This window comes from Salinivirga sp., assembly GCF_035268865.1.
Taxonomy (GTDB): Bacteria; Bacteroidota; Bacteroidia; order Bacteroidales; family Salinivirgaceae; genus Salinivirga.
Genome location: NZ_DATFKB010000021.1, coordinates 1 through 19,277, shown reverse-complemented (window position 1 = coordinate 19,277; position 19,277 = coordinate 1). Strand labels below are relative to the sequence as shown.

Annotated in this window: 14 protein-coding genes and 1 pseudogene; all 15 read left to right on the top strand. The window is 37.3% G+C overall.

Annotated features, from left to right (window positions below; translation table 11 throughout):
* Positions 1-169 precede the first annotated feature (169 nt).
* The 15 genes and pseudogenes from VJ937_RS01405 (at position 170) to mrdA (ending at position 19,201) form a co-directional block, all read left to right on the top strand.
* On the top strand, positions 170-1,261 hold the full coding sequence (locus tag VJ937_RS01405) for a glycosyltransferase family 4 protein (RefSeq protein ID WP_324065130.1): 1,092 nt from the start codon (positions 170-172) through the stop codon (positions 1,259-1,261).
* A 245-nt stretch (positions 1,262-1,506) separates the two neighbouring features.
* Complete coding sequence (locus tag VJ937_RS01400; protein WP_324065129.1) at positions 1,507-2,061, top strand: HDIG domain-containing metalloprotein; 555 nt, start codon at positions 1,507-1,509, stop codon at positions 2,059-2,061.
* A 54-nt stretch (positions 2,062-2,115) separates the two neighbouring features.
* Positions 2,116-3,336, top strand: coding sequence for an ATP-binding protein (locus VJ937_RS01395; RefSeq protein ID WP_324065128.1), 1,221 nt, complete (start codon positions 2,116-2,118; stop codon positions 3,334-3,336).
* 170 nt (positions 3,337-3,506) lie between these two features.
* Positions 3,507-4,238, top strand: a complete 732-nt coding sequence (gldF, locus tag VJ937_RS01390) for a gliding motility-associated ABC transporter permease subunit GldF (RefSeq protein WP_324065127.1) — start codon at positions 3,507-3,509, stop codon at positions 4,236-4,238.
* 18 nt (positions 4,239-4,256) lie between these two features.
* Positions 4,257-6,002, top strand: a complete 1,746-nt coding sequence (gene gldG, locus VJ937_RS01385; RefSeq protein WP_324065126.1) for a gliding motility-associated ABC transporter substrate-binding protein GldG — start codon at positions 4,257-4,259, stop codon at positions 6,000-6,002.
* A 559-nt stretch (positions 6,003-6,561) separates the two neighbouring features.
* A complete protein-coding gene (locus tag VJ937_RS01380; RefSeq protein ID WP_324065125.1) occupies positions 6,562-7,584 on the top strand; it encodes a DUF4340 domain-containing protein in 1,023 nt (340 codons plus the stop codon).
* Between the two features lie 47 nt (positions 7,585-7,631).
* Entirely contained in the window at positions 7,632-8,759 is a 1,128-nt protein-coding gene (dnaN, locus tag VJ937_RS01375) for a DNA polymerase III subunit beta (RefSeq protein ID WP_057953661.1), read from the top strand.
* Between the two features lie 198 nt (positions 8,760-8,957).
* Positions 8,958-9,308 (top strand): annotated as a pseudogene (locus VJ937_RS01370) (cyclic nucleotide-binding domain-containing protein); the annotation flags it as partial.
* Between the two features lie 66 nt (positions 9,309-9,374).
* The gene (gene aspA / locus VJ937_RS01365; protein WP_324065140.1) at positions 9,375-10,835 is read left to right on the top strand and encodes an aspartate ammonia-lyase; all 1,461 of its coding nucleotides are present in this window, start codon (positions 9,375-9,377) and stop codon (positions 10,833-10,835) included.
* Positions 10,836-11,039: 204 nt separating this feature from the next.
* The gene (locus VJ937_RS01360) at positions 11,040-13,151 is read left to right on the top strand and encodes a tetratricopeptide repeat protein (protein WP_324065124.1); all 2,112 of its coding nucleotides are present in this window, start codon (positions 11,040-11,042) and stop codon (positions 13,149-13,151) included.
* A 155-nt stretch (positions 13,152-13,306) separates the two neighbouring features.
* On the top strand, positions 13,307-14,827 hold the full coding sequence (gene purH, locus VJ937_RS01355) for a bifunctional phosphoribosylaminoimidazolecarboxamide formyltransferase/IMP cyclohydrolase (RefSeq protein ID WP_324065123.1): 1,521 nt from the start codon (positions 13,307-13,309) through the stop codon (positions 14,825-14,827).
* A 12-nt stretch (positions 14,828-14,839) separates the two neighbouring features.
* Positions 14,840-15,862 carry a rod shape-determining protein gene (locus VJ937_RS01350; protein WP_324065122.1) on the top strand — a complete coding sequence of 341 codons (1,023 nt, stop codon included), beginning with the start codon at positions 14,840-14,842 and terminating at the stop codon, positions 15,860-15,862.
* Positions 15,863-16,028: 166 nt separating this feature from the next.
* On the top strand, positions 16,029-16,862 hold the full coding sequence (gene mreC / locus VJ937_RS01345; protein WP_324065121.1) for a rod shape-determining protein MreC: 834 nt from the start codon (positions 16,029-16,031) through the stop codon (positions 16,860-16,862).
* Positions 16,855-17,361: a rod shape-determining protein MreD gene (mreD, locus tag VJ937_RS01340; protein ID WP_324065120.1), complete on the top strand. Its 507-nt coding sequence runs from the start codon at positions 16,855-16,857 to the stop codon at positions 17,359-17,361. Before mreC ends, mreD begins: the two co-directional genes overlap by 8 nt.
* Before the next feature lie 4 nt (positions 17,362-17,365).
* Positions 17,366-19,201 carry a penicillin-binding protein 2 gene (gene mrdA / locus VJ937_RS01335; RefSeq protein WP_324065119.1) on the top strand — a complete coding sequence of 612 codons (1,836 nt, stop codon included), beginning with the start codon at positions 17,366-17,368 and terminating at the stop codon, positions 19,199-19,201.
* Positions 19,202-19,277: the final 76 nt, after the last annotated feature.

The following is a 19,277-nucleotide window of genomic DNA, read 5'->3' as shown; positions in this document are numbered from 1 at the left end:
TTTGTAATGAGACACTTTCATAGGTTTTTTTACAATTTTAATATTGCTATGTTACTTTTCTATCACAAATATGATGTTAAATTAGATTCGTACTATAAAGCGATTATATTTGCATGCCTAATTAATGGAAATAGATTAAGCGTAGCATTTGCGCCAAGATTAAAGTTTGATGGAAAATAAGACAAAAAAGCGAATAGTATGTGTCCACCTGTATAACGATTACAGTGGAGCGCCATTGGTATTGTCAGAAGTCATTAACGGATTAAGTGCCCGGGGGCATCAAATAGATTTATTTACATCGGGCAAAAATGCGAAAGGTTTTTTAAGCAATCTGGAGGGCGTTAAACATCATTATTTTCATTACCGTTGGACAGCCACGAGGTATATCAACTTTTTTCGCTTTTTCTTCAATCAATTTTTTCTATTTTTTATTTTTTTACGCTATTGGCGCAAAGACGTAATTTTTTATGTAAATACACTATGGCCTTTTGCGGCCGCACTCGCGGGCAAGCTCACAGGTAAAAAGGTTATTTACCATCTACACGAAACCTCTGTGAAACCTAAAAGATTAAAGCGATTTTTATTCAGAATACTTGATAAGTCAGCCTCTGATGTGATTTATGTATCTAAATATCTAAAGCAAAAAGATCCGGTAAAGCAAACCGACCCGCACGTAATTTATAATGCATTGTCACCAGATTTTACCGACAATATAAAATCCCGGGGCGAAACAGACGAGTTTACAGTATTAATGCTATGTTCGCTTAAAAAGTATAAAGGAATAAAAGAATTTATCCAACTGGCAGCACGTTTGTCTAATGTCCATTTTGATTTGGTCGTGAGTGCCTCTGAAGAAGATCTCAATGCGTACTTTAAGAATGACCGGTTTCCTGAAAACATGTCGCTCTACCCCGCACAGGTTGATGTACATCCCTTCTATTCGAAGGCCTCGCTGGTTATTAATTTAAGTCACCCTGATAAATGGCTTGAATCATTTGGATTGACAGTGCTGGAAGCCATGAATTATGGCATCCCGGCTATTGTTCCACCGCATGGAGGGATTAGTGAATTAGTTGAAGACGGCTACAATGGTTATAAAATCAGTGTGAAAAAGATGGATAAAATCACAGAGGTAATCCATGAAATATCTCAGGATACAGCTTTACACAAAAAATTATCGAAAAATGCCCGGGAAATGGCAAGAAAATTTGATTATAAGAGTATGATCGATAGTATTGAGACTATTGTTCTAAGCGATTAATATAAATACGCTCTAATTACAAGATTTCACTTGTAGAGATATGCAAATTTTACTACTTTTAAGCAATGAATGTATTTGAATTTCCTGTTTTGAATAAAACAACCGGGAATATTTGGTCAAAAAATATAAAAACACAGTGCATATCGAAATAAAATCAAAATCATAAACATGTGAGTTTCTGAATGTGAAGTCCGCCAAATGGCGGATAGTTTCTTCATTTTCAGAAAACTAAAAATTTTAATCAGATGAAAGAAGAAGTCTTAAAATTATGGGGCGAGGAACTGGAATGGATCCAGGATAGTGATCTTCGTGAAAAAACTATGCGGGTATGGGAAATAGCCCTTCAAAGAAGTGTTTTGAATGGAGAAGACCTGAATCGCATACCTTTTACACTCCTGGTCGGTCCCGATTTAAAGGTAACCTTTATGGATCATAAGCGTGCTGTGGTGCATATCTCGCGCGAAAGTGGTTTGAAAGTTAACCAGTTTTTTAAAGACGAGCTACCTGTAAATATGGATGTACTAATTTCAGGAGCTATTCTGTGCGATGTTGGGAAGTTGCTTGAATATGTGCTTGATGACAATGGAAATGCCGTGCAGGGTACATATGGCAAGTATCTTCGCCACCCCTTTAGCGGTGTTGCACTGGCAGAAGAGGTGGGGTTGCCGCCGGAAGTTAATCATATTATTGCAACGCATGCCGGAGAGGGTGATATGGTAAAGCGCAGCACTGAAGCCTATATTGTCCATCACTCAGATTTTATGACATTCCTGCCTTTTAAAAATGGCTTAAAACTTTGAGGTGAAGTTATAAATTGTTATTTTGCAAGTTTATAATTAGGATTTTTTAGTTGTATGATTCGAAAATCAGCGCATGCATTGGATGATAAAGTTAAGTTTCTTAGAAACGTATCTTTATTCATAGATGCTCCGGCTGCAATTCTTGAGAAGATTGCCCGGAACCTAAAACATATAAAAATTGAGCAGGGAGAGTCTATCTTCCATAAGGGAGATAGAATGCGTGCGCTTTATATTGTAATTAAGGGTAGTTTACAAGTGCACGATGGCGAGTATATTTTCTCCAATTTCGATGAAAATGATTTTTTTGGTGAATATTCACTTATTGATGAGGAGACGAGAAGTGCAAGTGTAACAGCAATAATTCCTTCTGAACTTTATGAATTAAGTTATGAAGCCTTTAGCGATGCCCTTGAAGGAGAGCCTTTACTCGCGCGTTCATTGCTTAAGGGTTTTGTAAAACGCCTGCGCGATAACAACATATTGGAGGAGCGTCTTACAAAGCGCACACTAGACATACAGAAGCAAAAAAATGAAATAATAAGAGAGCGTGATGAGCTGGAAAATCAAAAGAAAGAACTTGTAAGCTTAAACAATACAAAAGATAAGTTTTTTTCTATAATCGGTCATGACCTAAAGAATCCTTTTAGTACAGTAATTGGCTTATCTGAGTTGCTATTAGACGATTTTGACTCTTTTGAAAAGGAGCGGTTAAAAGTTTTTATTGAGCAGATATATAAATTTTCAAGCAATGCCTATGCTTTGCTCGAGAACCTTTTGCAATGGGCCAGAAGCCAAACCGGAAAGTTAAAACTTGCAAAGAACCTGTATAATTTAAAAGATGTTGTTGAAGACAATGTAGACTTACTGAATGGAAATGCCAGGCAAAAAAACATTAAAATCAGTTATCCGGAGCATTCTGCTTATTGGCATTTCGATGTAAATATGATTAGTACTGTGATGCGTAATTTGATATCAAACGCTATTAAGTTTACCGAAGAGAATGGGATAATAGATATAAACTACGAAGAGCGAAATCAAAAACTCTACGTGTCTATCACTGATACAGGGGTAGGCATAGCCAAGAAAGATGCCAACCGTTTGTTTAAACTTGATGTTAATCCATCCACAATAGGCACTTCAGATGAAAAAGGTACGGGTTTAGGACTCATTTTGTGCAATGAGTTCATATCAAGACACGGTGGAGAAATTTGGGTGGAAAGTGAACCAGGAGAGGGCAGTATATTTAAGTTTTATTTACCGGCTGGTGGCGATTAATTACAACCAACAATATTTTTGCCCTTATATAATCTTAAGAGCTATCACCTTGTCAGTATTATTTTACTGATAAATAGTCTTTTGTAAAACAAAGTTGTGGAAATCTTCCCTTTTCACTTGAATTTTTTTTAAAAGCACTATTTTTGCATTTCTATTAAAAAATTAAGCTAATGTGGACACTCTTCAGGAAAGAACTTAGCAGTTTTTTCACCTCCCTTACTGGTTATATTGTCGTAATCATTTTTTTATTGATTAACAGTTTATTTATGTGGGTCTTTCCCGGAACAATAAATGTTGTCGATTCAGGTTACGCTAATCTAGATGCTTTATTTATTATGGCACCATGGGTATTTTTGTTTTTAGTACCTGCAGTGACCATGCGTTTGTTTAGTGAGGAAAAGAAAACAGGCACAATTGATTTATTGCTTACGCGGCCGTTATCCGATATGCAAATCGTGCTGGCAAAATATTTGGCTGGAACAGGAATTGTAATCATTTCATTAATTCCCACTTTTATATATTTTTATTCTATCTGGCAGCTTGGCGACCCGGTTGGAAATTTGGATCTTGGTGGTACCTGGGGAGCTTACATTGGTTTGCTGTTTCTGGCCAGCATTTATGTCGCTATTGGCGTATTTGCTTCTTCATTAAGCGATAATCAGATTATTTCTTTTCTAATTGCTGTGAGTTTATCCTTTGTATTTTATGTTGGTTTTGATTCACTGGCTCAATTAAGCTCCGCCGATCAGCTAGCATTTTATATTAAAAACCTTGGAATCAATGAACATTACAGCTCAATCAGCAGAGGTGTAATCGATAGTCGCGATATCATATATTTTCTGGCAGTTATTACCATTTTTTTATTATTCACACGCACAGTTTTGCAAAGCCGAAAGTGGTAAACGAAAAAATTATACACAATGAAACGTAGTCGATTAAAAAGAAATCATATTATACAACTTTTGCTGAGCATACTCACCGTATTACTCATTGGGTTTGTCTCTTCAAGAGTGTTTTTCCGTATCGATCTCACTACAGATAATCGTTACTCAATAAATGAGAGTACAAAAAAGGCGCTTCAGGACCTCGATGATATAGTATATGTAAAAGTATACCTCGATGGAGACCTGCCGGCTGCATTTGAAGAGTTAAGGCGTTCGGTTCTGGAAACAATGGAAGAATTCAGAGCTTATGCTGGATCAAACATACAATATGAGTTTATCAACCCCGCAGAAAGCGAAGATCAGAAAACCAGAAATGAAATTGCAAGGCAACTCGTCGATAAAGGATTAAATCCACGCACCATTAGGGTAGAAGATAAAGATGGATACAAAACTAAATACCTTTTTCCTGGCGCAGTTATTATGTATCGACAGGAAGAGGTAGTATTAAATTTTATCGAAAGTAAAGGTAGTGGACGTACTGCGGTAGAGAGTTTGATAAATGATGCTCAGGAGAAACTCGAATATAATTTTCTAAATAAAATAAGAGAAGTAACAAGTGTTTTTCCAGCCACAATAGCCTTTATAACCGGACATGGAGAATTAGAGCGTAGCCAAAGCATATCTTTAGCGCGAGAGCTTTCAGATATGTATTCGGTAAAACTTGTGGATCCCGATGAGTATATCTATGCTTTACGTGACTCAATGCGCTTAAAATATGATGCAATAGTTATTGCTAAACCCAGAACCACGTTTTCTGAGAAAGATAAGTTTATTATCGATCAATACATAATGCATGGTGGTAAAGTGCTGTGGCTTGTCGATTATAATGATGTACATATGGATAGCCTTGCAAGAAAAAGTACAACTCAGGCAATTCCAATTCAGCGGCAGCTTAATTTAAATGACATGTTATTTAGCTATGGGGTGAGAATTAATACCGGGATAATTCAGGATTTACGGTCTGCTCCAATTCCTGTAAATACAGCTGCAATGGGTGCAGAACCACAATTTACTCCAACACCGTGGGTCTACTTTCCTGTAATAGCACCAAGGCCGATACATCCGATAACAACTAATATCGGACCAATTAAAACTGAATTTACAAATCCATTAGATACTGTTGGAAGAAACCCAAATGTGAAAAAGCAAATATTACTAAAAACATCACAATATTCCCGCGTAGTAAGTTCACCGGCTTTAATCGACCTGAGTATAATAAATGAAAAACCTGATCCGCAGAGATTCAGATCAGGACCACAAAATGTGGCAGTATTACTCGAAGGTAACTTCCAATCAGCTTTCAAAAACAGATTGGTGGATGATTTTACACAAAACTCATTTTTCGATTTTAAAGAGAAAAGTAAAAAAACTAAAATGATCCTGGTTTCTGATGGTGATGTGGCCAAAAATCCGGTAATTACACGAAATGGTGACCAGCAATCTTTACCTTTAGGATCAGACAAATGGTTTGAGGATATAAATTTTAGCGGGAACAAACCATTTTTACTTAATGCTGTAAATTACCTGACTGATGATAATGAACTTGTAACTTTACGTGGCCGAAAATTTGAATTACGCTTACTAGACAGGCAAAAGCTCAGAAATGAGAAAACGTTCTGGCGAGCCTTAAATATTGGCTTACCTATTGTAGTTATGCTTATATTAGCTTTTGTATTTTATTTCTTAAGGAGAGCAAAATATACCCAAAAAAGCAGCCAGTAAATATATTATGCTCGTCATTAAAAGATTAAAATTATAAACAGATGAACCGAGCCATGACAAAAAAATGACACACACGAGCATGATTATAATAAAACTGCAAACCCTTGTATGGAGTGAATTTTATTCATCATGGCGAGCTCCATCCCGATTAGTCATCGGGACAGGTAATGACCACTAAAATCAAATTTATAAACATATGAAATACCCATGACAAAAAACTTGACACAAACGAAAATGATTAATACCTTTGCAAGGTTCGTTAAGAACATTAAGGGCGATTTTTTCTGGAGGTTGAAATATCTTTTGCTACGAGCAAGTAGAAACCCCGAATATGAAATTGCTTTCACAGCTAAGCACAAACGAATATTGCCATTTTCAGTTTTGACTGGGAGGGAGCATGCGCATGAAACTTTTATATTCTTAGCTGTTTTTTCTTTCCTTAAAAGTATTTCTCATTTTTTATGGGTAAGGGGTTTTATGTGTCATTCAAAAAACCCAAAAATCGCTATATCCAGATTATCAGATTTTTACTATACTTTCAAATACAAATATTAATAGCATGAAAAAATACATTATACAAATCCTTGTTATTATAGTACTGGTTGGATTAGTAGTAGCTGCCCAGGTAGCTCCTTATGGCACCTCCAGATTGTTCGATATGCTTAAAATTGGTAAGCAGGCAACTATTCGTGAATTGCGGGATTTTAATATAGAGGATACTGCTAAAATAGACCGTATTTTTATGGTCGATAAAGAAAATAACATTGTTGAGCTTACCGAATCAGAACAAGGGAAATGGTATGTGAATGAGGAGTTTCTTGCAAAGAAAAATAATGTTCAACTTCTTTTAAAAACCTTGCACAGGATGCGGATTAAAACTCCCGTGGCCAAAGCTGCTGAGGAAAACATACTCAAAAGCCTGGCCACAAAATCAGTTAAAGTTGAAGTTTATAGCGATGATGATTTGATGAAAACCATATATATTGGGGGAGTTACACAGAATCAACTGGGAACATATGCCCTTCTGGAAGGTTCGAATAGGCCTTTTGTAATAGAAATACCGGGGTTTCGGGGGTATTTGTCAAGCAGATTTACCACTAACCCGATTTCGTGGAGATCGACAAGGATTTTTTATTATGATCAGTCCCAGATTGATGAAATAGGTGTTAGAATCGGGGATAAGCCAGATGAGTCCTTTAAAATAAAAGTGAAAGGTCGCAATGAATATGAGCTTTACGGAGAGGATATGAAGGCTAAAGTTTTTGATACCCTGGCTGTTAGGAGGTTTGTTAAAGAGTTTGAGCATAAATACCACAGTCACTTCGTACTGGGTAAAAGCCCCAGACAAGTAGATTCAGTGTTCAATAGTTCATTTTTTTATCGTTTTAATGTGAAATTGAAAAATGACGAAAATGTTGAGTTGAGCTTACATCGAAATAAAAATATTAGTCAAAATGTAGCTGATAATGATATTTTTACCGTGAGCCAACTTAATGGTATAATTAACCAAAACACATGGGTACTGGTACAAACACATGTTTTTGCCACCATGTTTAAGGAACTTAGCGACTTTAAACCATAATTCTGAAAAGTTTTTCTTAATTTTGAGGAAATAAAAAAGAAAGTATAATGAATTTTGTAGTATCGAGTACAGATTTACTAAATCATTTACAAGCTATTGCTAAAGTGATTAGTAGCAAGAACACACTGCCTATTTTAGATAACTTTTTGTTTGAACTAAAAGGCAATGTGCTAACAATAACAGCCTCCGACCTGGAAACAACACTTGTGACTTCTATGGAAGTGGACAATGCAGAAGGTGAAGGTGTTATTGCTGTAGACGCACGCCGTCTTTTAAAATTAAAAGATACTTCGGAACAGCCTTTGACATTCAATATCAATACTGAATCACTTTCAGTAGATATTTTGAGCGAAAGCGGTAAGTTCACAAAGGTTGAACAAAAGGGAGAAGATTATCCTAAACACCAGGAGATAGACGACGCCCAAAAAACAGAAATTACTTTGAAATCCGAAGCTCTGCTTTCTGCCATTAATAAAACCATCTTTGCCACAGCAGAAGATGATTTGAGGCCAGTCATGAACGGAATTCTATTTGCTTTTTCTCCTGATTACCTTACAGCCGTTGCCTCAGATGCCCATAAAATGGTTAGGTACCGCCGATTAGATGTGAAAGCCGACCAGGAAGCATCATTTATTTTACCGCAGAAACCAGCTCAAATGTTAAAGAATTTGCTTCCCAACGACGAAACCGAAGTGAAAGTAACATTTGACCAGCAAAATGCCATTATTGAGTTTGGCAACTTTTTACAGGTTTGTCGGTTGGTAGAAGGTAAATATCCAAATTACGAAGCGGTTATTCCAAAAGATAATCCGTATAAAATGACAGTCGACCGGTTGGATTTGCACAATAAACTTAAAATGGTTTCGGGTTATGCCAATCCGGCTTCTAACCTTGTGAAATTGAGTGTTGCACCAAACGAACTCAAAGTTTCGGCGCAAGACCTCGACTTCTCAATGTCTGCTTTCGAGCGTTTGAAATGTGAGTATGAAGGTCAGGAGATGGAGATTGGTTTTAAGGCGCTCTTCATGATTGAAATAGTAGCAAATATATCATCACCTGATATATTTATAGAACTCTCTGATCCTTCAAGAGCTGCTCTTTTTCTGCCTGTAGAAAAAGAGGACGAAAACGAAGACTTATTGATGTTGCTAATGCCAATGATGGTGAATCAATAATTAAAATATGATCTCAATTCTGAATAAGAGGGAGTGCTAAGGGCGTTCCCTCTTTTTTAATGCTGTAAAACAGATAAATATGCTCAGAAAAAACCAATAATTGATAGAGATTTGTATACCATTTGCTACTTGAATTTTAATTTCTTTAACTACTTATAAAATTGTTTCATACGCCTTTCGGCAATAAATTATAGAATTATGACAAAAAATGAACTTACAGCTTTCATAAGGCAGGTTAGCTTGTTTAAAGGGCTTAATAATGATGAGATTCAGATTGTTGCAGGGCATGTTAAGCGCAAAATTTTTAGTCAAGGTACATATTTGTTTAAACAGCATTGTCACAGAGAAGCGATTTATTTTATTGCAGAGGGCGAGGTTGAACTGTTTAGCAAAACAACATACGGGGCTGAAAAACGACTTGCATATTTCGGAGCGTATGATTTTATGGGTGAAGGTTCATTGCTTGATCATTCTCCCCACAGTACAAATGCAAGAGCAATCACCGATGTGGTTGGATACAGCATAGAGAAAGCTGATCTGGAGCATCTCACAGAAAAGCATAATGGCATTACCTCAAAAATATATGCCAACCTGGCCAAAGTAATTACACGTCGCATGCATCAGGCCAATGCGCAACTTATAAATGCAGGAGCACAATACGCTTCAGGTTCTACAAGGCACGAACATGACCTGCTGGGCGACCGTGATGTACCTGATCATGTTTATTATGGAATACAAACGCTTCGGGCCCTTGAAAACTTCAATATTTCGGGTGTTTCTTTGCAGTTTTTCCCAACACTGATTAGTAGTCTGGGCATTGTGAAGATGGCAGCTGCAAAAGCAAATCACGACCTGGGTTTATTAGAAGACGATGTAACCGATGCTATGATACAGGCTTGTGACGAAATAATGAAAGGGAAGTATCACCGGCATTTTGTGGTTGATATGATTCAGGGCGGTGCCGGTACATCTACTAATATGAATGCCAATGAGGTAATTGCCAATCGTGCCCTCGAAATCATGGGACACAAAAAAGGTGCATACGAATATTGTCACCCAAATAATCATGTGAACCTGTCACAATCGACTAATGATGCTTACCCTACAGCCATTAAAATAGCGCTGTTGTATTCCAATATCAAGTTTGTAGAAGTTTTAAAAGATCTTGTTGATTCATTTCGCAAAAAAGGGCAGGATTTCGCCAATGTTATTAAAATGGGGCGGACTCAACTTCAGGACGCAGTGCCAATGACACTCGGGCAGGAGTTTGAAGCTTATGCTACTATGCTTGAGGAGGAAGTTGAGCGTTTGGAAAATAACGCAGATTTATTCCTTGAGGTCAATATGGGCGCAACTGCTATTGGAACAGGTATAAATGCTGATCCTGATTATAGCGAGAAATGCGTAAATCACCTTCGCGATATCACCGGCCTGGATATTAAGCTGGCTAAGAATTTAGTTGAGGCCACACAAGATACAGGTGCATTTATTATGTATTCTTCTGCAGTAAAACGTCTGGCTGTTAAATTAAGCAAAATAAGTAACGATCTTAGACTGCTGTCATCAGGTCCCCGTACCGGCTTTAATGAGATTAATTTGCCACCAATGCAGCCCGGCTCATCAATAATGCCAGGTAAAGTAAATCCGGTAATACCAGAAGTCGTAAACCAAATCGCATTTAAAGTTATTGGTAACGATTTAACCGTTAACCTTGCTTCTGAGGCAGGGCAGCTTGAGCTAAATGTGATGGAGCCAATTATTGTTCAAAGTCTTTTTGAAAACATTGAGATGCTTAAAAACGGCATGGAAGTACTGAAATATAGATGCATTGATGGAATTACAGCCAATAAGGAGCATTGTATGAATCTTGTTCATAACAGTATTGGGCTTGTAACGGCATTAAATCCCGTTTTAGGATATGAGATTTGCACGAAACTTGCTAAAAAAGCACTCGAAGAAAATCGAAGCGTATATGATCTGGTGCTGGAACAGAAGCTATTGTCAAAAGAAGAATTGGACAGGGTATTGGCACCTGAAAACATGGTAAAACCGCATAAAATAACATTAAATAAATAGTTTTTGGTTTTTACAATTGGGCGGATATCAGTGCATGGTGTCCGCTTTTTTTATTTTTCTAACAATTGTTTTTATTGTAAGTATATATTTTCAATATATTGCATTATTATTGTATTTTAGATGCTTAAACAGGATGCCTTTATTGTGAGAAATAGGTCGACATATTTTTTTAAAGCTTGCTTTCTTTTAGTTTCACTTATTTGGGTGAAAATTATAATTGCCAACCCTGATAGTTTGCTGCGAAAGCTTCATACTTACCCAAAAGATTCATCGCGAGTACAGCTATTATTCGAAATAGCGCAACATTATGAAGATCATAATGAAGACTCCTTGTTTTTGCAATATATTGAACAGACACTGGAAACAGCCGAAAATATCGGATATATTCACGGGATGATTTGGGCACTCGACGAGAAAGGATACTACCTCAGAAAAAAAGCTGATTACACAGAAGCCTTGAATGCCCACTTTCATGCACTAAGATTGGCAGAAGAGCTAAAATATAAACAGTACCTACCACGAATAAATAATAATATAGGTGTTGTATACCGGCGACTCGATGATTATAGCAGTGCAGTGAACTACCATTTAAAAGCACTTAAGTATGGTGAGCAATACAAAGATTTCAGGAGCACAATGTATGCCCGCAACAGCCTTGGAAATGTATTTGCCCTCATGAAGCAGTATGACCAGGCTATGGAATACTTTAATCAGGCACTGGAACAGGCCAAACAAAGAAACAACTTACGAAGCCTGGCAATTAACTACAATAACATTGGGGAACTGCTTGAAACGAAAGGAGAACTGGAGGAAGCTTTAAGATATTATTTTAAATCGTTGGAGTTTAACGAACAGATTGAGAGCAAGAGGGGTATCGCAATTAGTTATGACTGTATAGGCTCGGTTTATGTAAAAACAAAAAAGTTTGAAAAGGCCATTGATTATTTCAAGAAAGCAATGGAAATAGACCAAACACTTGGTGATGATTTTTATGTGGCCGTTAGCAGTTTAAATATTGGCAAGGCTTACATGAAGCTTAATCGTTTTGAGGAAGCCCTGCATTATTTAAAAAGAGCCCTGAAACTTTCAAGAGATATCGGAGCAAAAAGCACAAGCAGAGATGCACACAAATACTTATCAACGCTTTATGAGAATTCAGGCATGGCTTTAATGGCTTTGAGGCATTATAAAGACTTTACTACCTATAAAGATTCAATTCTCAACGAAAAGAACAGCCAGAATATAAGCAAGCTTCAGACCTTATATGAAACCGAGAAACAACGCAAGGAAATTGCACTGTTGGAGCAGGAAAAATCGCAAAGAGAAAAGTCGAACAGACGAAAAACCATTTTTCTTTTAGTACTGGCCATTGCATTTGTGCTACTTGCAATTTTAGCATTTGCATTATTCAGAGCCAATCTCATAAAACGCAAAAACAATAAGGTGCTCGAAAAACAAGCTATAGTCATTCGTGATAAAAACAATGAGTTACAGCTACAGAAACGTAAGCTTGAGCAAACCAATAATAAAATTACCGATAGCCTGTTATATGCTCAAAAAATTCAGCAAGCATTGTTGCCCAGAAAATCTCTGTTGCAAAATTTATTCGACGATTACTTTATTCTTTATCATCCCCTGAGTGTTGTAAGTGGCGACTTTTACTGGGCTGGAGAATTTGAGGATAAAGTTATATTTACAGTTGCTGATTGCACAGGCCATGGAGTTCCCGGTGCTATGATGAGCATGTTAGGAAACTCTTATCTGAATGAGACCATTCGTAACCCAAAGGTGCGGCATGCCAGTCAAATTCTTAATGAAATGCGCAGCATGATTATTTCTTCACTTCATCAACAAGGACTTCCCGGAGAATCAAAAGACGGTTTGGAGATGTCATTGTGTATTTATGATAAAAAAAGCCATATTTTGGAGTTCGCAGGAGCTCATATTTCGATCTATATTGCAAAGTATAATCCCAGCGCCAGTAAAAACTACGAGCTAATAGAATTGAAAGGAAATAAGATGCCCGTTGGTTATTACCGTAAAATGAGTTCTTTTACAGATCAAACCTATAAAATAGAACCTGAAGATATCATTTATATGTTCACCGATGGATATGTGGATCAATTTGGGGGAAAGAAAGGGCAAAAGTTTCAAAGTAAGGCTTTTAGAAATGTTTTAATTGGCAATGCACATAAACCATTGCATGAGCAGCAAGAGTTAATTGAAAAGACTTTTTTAACCTGGAAAAATGATTACGAACAGATTGATGATGTTTTAGTTATGGGTGTTAAACCAATCAGTAAAATTACTGAATAATCCCCGACATAAATATTCTTTCCAGACAGATTATTAAATCTATTTGATAAAAGTTTGTAAACTCGTTGAATTTATGCTTTCATTCAATGCTTTTTCATGTATTTTTGTATGCAAAATTGTAAATTTGCTTATTTTTAACCGATAAAGCTTTTCGCATGGGGACAAAAAGAATCACTTCAGCATTGATTTCAGTATTTAACAAAGATGGACTCGAACCTATAGTTAGGAAACTGGACCAATTAGGCGTAAAATTGATTTCGACCGGAGGTACACAAAAGTTTATTAACGACCTTGGTTGTGAGGTTCAGCCAGTTGAGGATTTGACAGATTATCCATCGATATTAGGTGGCCGGGTAAAAACGTTGCACCCGAAAGTTTTTGGTGGGATACTAGCTCGCCGTGACAATGATGCTGATAAGACCGATATGCAGAAGTATGCAATTCCTGAAATTGATTTAGTGATTGTAGATCTTTATCCCTTTGAAGAGACCCTTGCAGAGAATGCAGCACATCAGGAGATTATAGAGAAAATAGATATTGGTGGAATTTCACTCATAAGAGCTGCGGCAAAAAATTATAACGATACCCTTGTGATAAGTTCACGCAATCAATATTCATTGCTTCAGGATATTTTGGAAGAACAAAACGGAGATATTACCGAGGCTCAGCGCAAAATATTTGCTGCCCAGGCATTTAATATCTCATCTCATTATGATACAACCATATATAATTATCTCTCCGGAGAGAATGAAAATGTATTTAAGCAAAGTATCATTCAAAGTAAAAAACTGCGTTATGGGGAAAATCCGCATCAAAAAGGTTTCTTTTATGGCGATTTAAATAGTTTGTTCGACCAGCTTAACGGGAAAGAAATATCACACAATAATTTGCTTGATATAGATGCTGCCGTTAATCTTATTGATGAGTTTGATGAAACTACTTTTGCTATTTTGAAGCACAACAATGCTTGTGGAATAGCCTCAAGAGAAAAGCTAGTCGATGCATGGACCGACGCTTTAGCAGGAGACCCCGTATCAGCATTTGGAGGCATTTTGATTACGAATCGCGAAGTAGACGAAGAGACAGCCTTAAAAATAAATAGATTATTTTTCGAGGTAGTTATCGCTCCGGGTTATCAGGCAGAGGCATTTGAAATATTAAAACAAAATAAGAAACGAATTATATTGCGAAGAAAGGACAGGGAATTGCCCAAGAGACAGTTTCGCTCGTTGCTTAATGGCGTTTTGGGGCAGGAAAAGGACCTTTCAATGGAAGGAATCAATGATTTTGAAACTGTCACAGATAAGGGTCCCACATCCACAGAGGCACAAGACCTTGTTTTTGCAAATAAAATTGTGAAACACACAAAGTCTAATGCCATTGTTTTAGCAAAAAACAAACAATTAACTGCCAGTGGAGTTGGTCAAACCAGCAGAGTTGATGCATTGAAACAGGCCATAGAAAAAGCCAGGAACTTTAAACTTGACCTGAATGGTGCGGTTATGGCTTCCGATGCATTTTTCCCATTTTCTGACTCTGTTGAAATAGCAGATAAAGCAGGAGTAAAAGCAGTAATTCAACCCGGTGGAAGTATTCGCGATAAAGAATCAATAGAATATTGTAATAAAGCCGGAATGGCTATGGTTTTTACAGGAAAAAGACATTTTAAGCATTAAATTATATATAACATGGGTTTGTTTTCATTTTTAACGCAGGAGATAGCCATTGATTTGGGTACTGCAAACACCATTATTATTCACAATGATAAGATTGTAGTAGACGAACCATCTATTGTTGCCCTGGATAAAAACTCAGGAAAGCTGATAGCCATTGGAGAGAAAGCCAGGCAGATGCATGGTAAGACTCACGAAAACATCAGTACAACACGTCCTCTAAGGGATGGCGTTATAGCAGATTTTCACGCAGCTGAACAGATGATCCGGGGAATGATCAAAATGATTAATTCTAAAGCGAGATTAATGTCTCCGTCACTTCGAATTGTGATTTGTATACCATCTGGAAGTACTGAGGTAGAAATGCGAGCAGTGCGGGATTCATCTGAGCATGCCGGAGGACGTGAGGTATTTATGATTTATGAACCAATGGCCGCAATGCTCGGAATAGGTATAGATGTGGAAGCTCCCGAAGGAAACATGGTAGTTGACATTGGTGGTGGTACAACCGAAATTGCCGTCATTTCATTGGGTGGTATCGTTAGTAATAAATCAATTCGTATTGCCGGTGATGATTTTACCGCGGATATTAAAGAATATATGCGCCACCAGCATAACATTAAAATTGGCGAGAAAACCGCTGAGGACATTAAACTTAAAGTTGGATCAGCCCTGCCAGACCTGGAGGATCCACCACCAGATTTTATTGTACGCGGCCCACACCAAATGACAGCCCTGCCAATGGAAATTCCTGTATCATATCAGGAAATAGCACACTGTCTGGACAGATCAATAACTAAAGTGGAAGCTGCAATTTTAGCAACACTGGAGCATACGCCTCCCGAATTGTATGCTGATATATACCAAAAAGGAATTTGGTTAACAGGTGGTGGAGCCTTATTACGCGGGCTGGAACGTCGTCTGGAGGAAAAAACAAAAATTCCATTCCAGATTTCTGATGATCCCTTGCATGCAGTTGCAAGAGGAACCGGAATTGCCCTCAAAAACGTGGATATGTTCCAGTTTCTTATGCGCTAAATTAAAAAATGTAGCCTGATTATGGGTTAGGTTTATGGTAATTCAATAGCCAGGCCATTCTTTTATGGAGCTAAATAGAACATCTGGCTAACAATTTAACCGATCATGGGGAGTTCTTTTCAGTTTCAGAGAGCAACTCAGCCACTAAAACTAAAATTATAAATGGATGAATAATCTTATTCGTTTCATTGTACGGAATCACCATTTTTTTATCTTTCTGATTATTGAATTTATTGCCTTTTCTTTGCTTATTCAATATAATCAGTACCATAGATCTACTTTTCTTAATAAATCAGGCACAGCCCTAAGCGCAGTACATAGTTTTACAAATGATCTGGAAGATTTTTTTTACCTTCGGGATGCCAATCAGGAATTAGCCAGACAAAATGCACATATTTTAAATACGTTAAAAAAATCGTATAAATCCAATAAGGTATCATACAAGGAGATATATGATTCAGTATATTTCCAAAAATGGCATTACATGGTAGCCAGGGTTCTTAATAATTCCGTAAACAAACAAAATAATTTCCTTACTATTGATAAAGGCCGGCGACATGGCGTTGGTGAATCTATGGGCGTTGTTGGACCAAACGGTGTTGTCGGGGTCGTACGACATACATCAAAAAATTATGCTACGGTAATATCGCTTTTAAACCCTAACTTTAGTCTTTCAGCCAGGCTAAGTAATACAAAGTATTTTGGGTCGTTGCAATGGGATGGGGCTGATCCGCAAGTGTGCTGGCTCGACGACATACCAAACCATATTACTGTGAATGTGGGAGATAAGGTTGAAACGAGCGGTTATAGCGCTATTTTTCCAGCGAGCATACCCGTGGGAGAAGTTATAGAGGCACAAAAAGATAAAAACAGTAATTTTTATCACATTAAGGTTGAGCTATTTATAGAAATGCAAAGTCTTACGCATGTATATGTGATTAAAAATAAGTTGAGGGAGGAAATAGAGGAACTCGAGAAAAAAACACAACCCAATGATTAGAGTCTTTTCCCGAAATATTGTCAGGTTTTTATTGCTGGTACTCATTCAAGTCCTGGTGCTCAATAATATTCAGTTGAGTGGATATATCAACCCATATTTTTATGTGCTGTTTGTTTTACTAATGCCTTTCGAAACGCCGGGTTGGGTTGTTATCCTAATGGGTTTTTTACTGGGGCTTACCATCGACTTATTCGCTAACACACCGGGAATGCATGCGGCTGCAACAGCATTTATGGGATATTTACGACTTTTTGTGCTGCGATATATGGAGCCACGAGATGGTTATGAACCAGGTTCTTTTCCACGGGTATATTATTATGGATTCAATTGGTTTTTAAGATATACCCTGTTCCTAACATTTATACATCACCTCGCACTCTTTTTTATTGAGGCATTTCATTTTACTGCAGCCGGCCATGTTCTCCTGAGAGTTGTTTTAAGCACATTTTTTTCAGTACTGCTCATTATGATTAGTCAATATTTGGTATTCAGAAAGTAGTATTATGTCCAATACACTAAAAAATACACGAACCTTCGTAATTATCGGTATTATGGTACTGATAGTTATAATTTATATTGGCAAACTCTTTTCATTACAGGTGGTCGACAATCAATATAAAACATCTGCGAGTTCGAATGTGCTTAGGTATGTAACACAGTATCCGGTACGGGGGCTGATTTATGACCGTGATAAAGAACTAATGGTGTATAATGAAGCAGCATACGACTTAATGGTTATCCCAAGACAACTTGAAGAATTTGATACTACTGAGCTTTGCGATATTTTAGATATATCGAAGGAGTTTGCCGCAGAGCGCTTAAACAAAGCAAAAGCATATAGTGTTTACAAACCCTCAATTTTTCTTAAGCAAGTCTCAGCTAAAACATATGCTGAACTCCAGGAAAAAATGTATAAATTCCCTGGGTTTTTTACGCAAACACGTACACTGCGGGAATATCCTGCTTCAGTAGCCGCCCATGTAGTTGGCTATGTCGGTGAAGTAAATGAGCAGGTTGTAAAAAATAATTCATATTACAAAAGCGGCGATTATATTGGCATAAGTGGCATTGAACGATCATATGAAAAAGAGCTCCGGGGAGAAAAAGGAGTTAATGTATATATGGTAGATGTACACAACCGCATAAAAGGAACCTATAATGACGGTGAACTCGATAAGGACGCAGTTCCCGGTAAAAACCTAACGCTTACCTTAGATATGGAGCTCCAGGCCTACGGTGAAAAATTAATGCATAATAAAAAAGGAAGCATTGTAGCAATTGAGCCTGCAACTGGCGAAATTTTATGCATGGTCAGTGCACCTTCATATGATCCGGCTTTGCTGAGTGGAAGACCAAGAACGAAGAATTACAGAAAACTACAGAATGATACACTAAAACCACTTTTTAACAGGGCCCTTCAGGCGCAATATCCGCCAGGTTCTACATTTAAACCTATAAATGCCTTAATTGGGCTGGAGGAAGGTGTTGTTAATGTGAATACTGAGTATTCATGTAACTATGGCTATCATGTTGGAAACTTTTCTGTAGGATGTCATGGTCACCCATCTCCATTAGATTTTATTGAATCTATCCAATATAGTTGTAATGCATACTATTGCAATGTGTATCGCAATATTCTTGACCATGCATCTGATGCAGGTATAAGCACAAATTATACGAACTGGCGGAAAAAAGTACGATCTTTTGGCTACGGAAAAAAACTTGATATCGACTTTCCTTTTGAACTTAAAGGTTCAATCCCTGAAGCCTCATATTTTGAGAACCTTTATAAGGGTGCATGGAACTCACTTAATATAGTTTCAATGGCCATTGGTCAGGGAGAGATACTTGTTACACCTTTGCAAATGGCTAACTTTTCTGCCGTCATTGCCAACCGAGGTTATTACATGATTCCGCATTTGGTAAAAGAAATTCAGGGCGAAGCTGATATTGAGCCAAAATACAAAGCTAAAAGGTATTCCGATGTGGACCAAAAGCATTTTGAACCGGTCGTTGAAGGGATGTACAGGGTAGTGCATGGAGATAAAGGCAGTACCGCAAGAAATGCCAGGGTCGACAGTCTTGAAATTTGTGGTAAAACAGGTACAGCTGAGAACCCTCATGGAGAAGATCACAGTATATTCATTGCCTTTGCCCCGAAAGATGATCCAAAGATTGCCATTTCAGTTTATGTTGAAAATGGTAGTTATGGTGCGACATATGCCGCACCAATTGCAAGTTTCATGATAGAAAAATATTTAAAGGGAAGCGTTAGTCGTACCTGGTATGAAAACTATATTCTTAAAGCAAATCTGTTAGATGGTGCAAAGAAAGATTAACATATATAAAGATATTGACTGGTTCACTGTTATACTTTACCTGATATTGGTTATAATGGGTTGGCTTAATATTTAT

What these genes read in the sequence shown, in the direction of transcription:
- VJ937_RS01405 (WP_324065130.1), top strand. Translation starts at nt 170, where the DNA reads ATGGAAAATAAGACAAAAAAGCGAATAGTATGTGTCCACCTGTATAAC.
- VJ937_RS01400 (WP_324065129.1), top strand. Translation starts at nt 1,507, where the DNA reads ATGAAAGAAGAAGTCTTAAAATTATGGGGCGAGGAACTGGAATGGATC.
- VJ937_RS01395 (WP_324065128.1), top strand. Translation starts at nt 2,116, where the DNA reads ATGATTCGAAAATCAGCGCATGCATTGGATGATAAAGTTAAGTTTCTT.
- gldF (WP_324065127.1), top strand. Translation starts at nt 3,507, where the DNA reads ATGTGGACACTCTTCAGGAAAGAACTTAGCAGTTTTTTCACCTCCCTT.
- gldG (WP_324065126.1), top strand. Translation starts at nt 4,257, where the DNA reads ATGAAACGTAGTCGATTAAAAAGAAATCATATTATACAACTTTTGCTG.
- VJ937_RS01380 (WP_324065125.1), top strand. Translation starts at nt 6,562, where the DNA reads ATGAAAAAATACATTATACAAATCCTTGTTATTATAGTACTGGTTGGA.
- dnaN (WP_057953661.1), top strand. Translation starts at nt 7,632, where the DNA reads ATGAATTTTGTAGTATCGAGTACAGATTTACTAAATCATTTACAAGCT.
- aspA (WP_324065140.1), top strand. Translation starts at nt 9,375, where the DNA reads ATGCATCAGGCCAATGCGCAACTTATAAATGCAGGAGCACAATACGCT.
- purH (WP_324065123.1), top strand. Translation starts at nt 13,307, where the DNA reads ATGGGGACAAAAAGAATCACTTCAGCATTGATTTCAGTATTTAACAAA.
- VJ937_RS01350 (WP_324065122.1), top strand. Translation starts at nt 14,840, where the DNA reads ATGGGTTTGTTTTCATTTTTAACGCAGGAGATAGCCATTGATTTGGGT.
- mreC (WP_324065121.1), top strand. Translation starts at nt 16,029, where the DNA reads ATGAATAATCTTATTCGTTTCATTGTACGGAATCACCATTTTTTTATC.
- mreD (WP_324065120.1), top strand. Translation starts at nt 16,855, where the DNA reads ATGATTAGAGTCTTTTCCCGAAATATTGTCAGGTTTTTATTGCTGGTA.
- mrdA (WP_324065119.1), top strand. Translation starts at nt 17,366, where the DNA reads ATGTCCAATACACTAAAAAATACACGAACCTTCGTAATTATCGGTATT.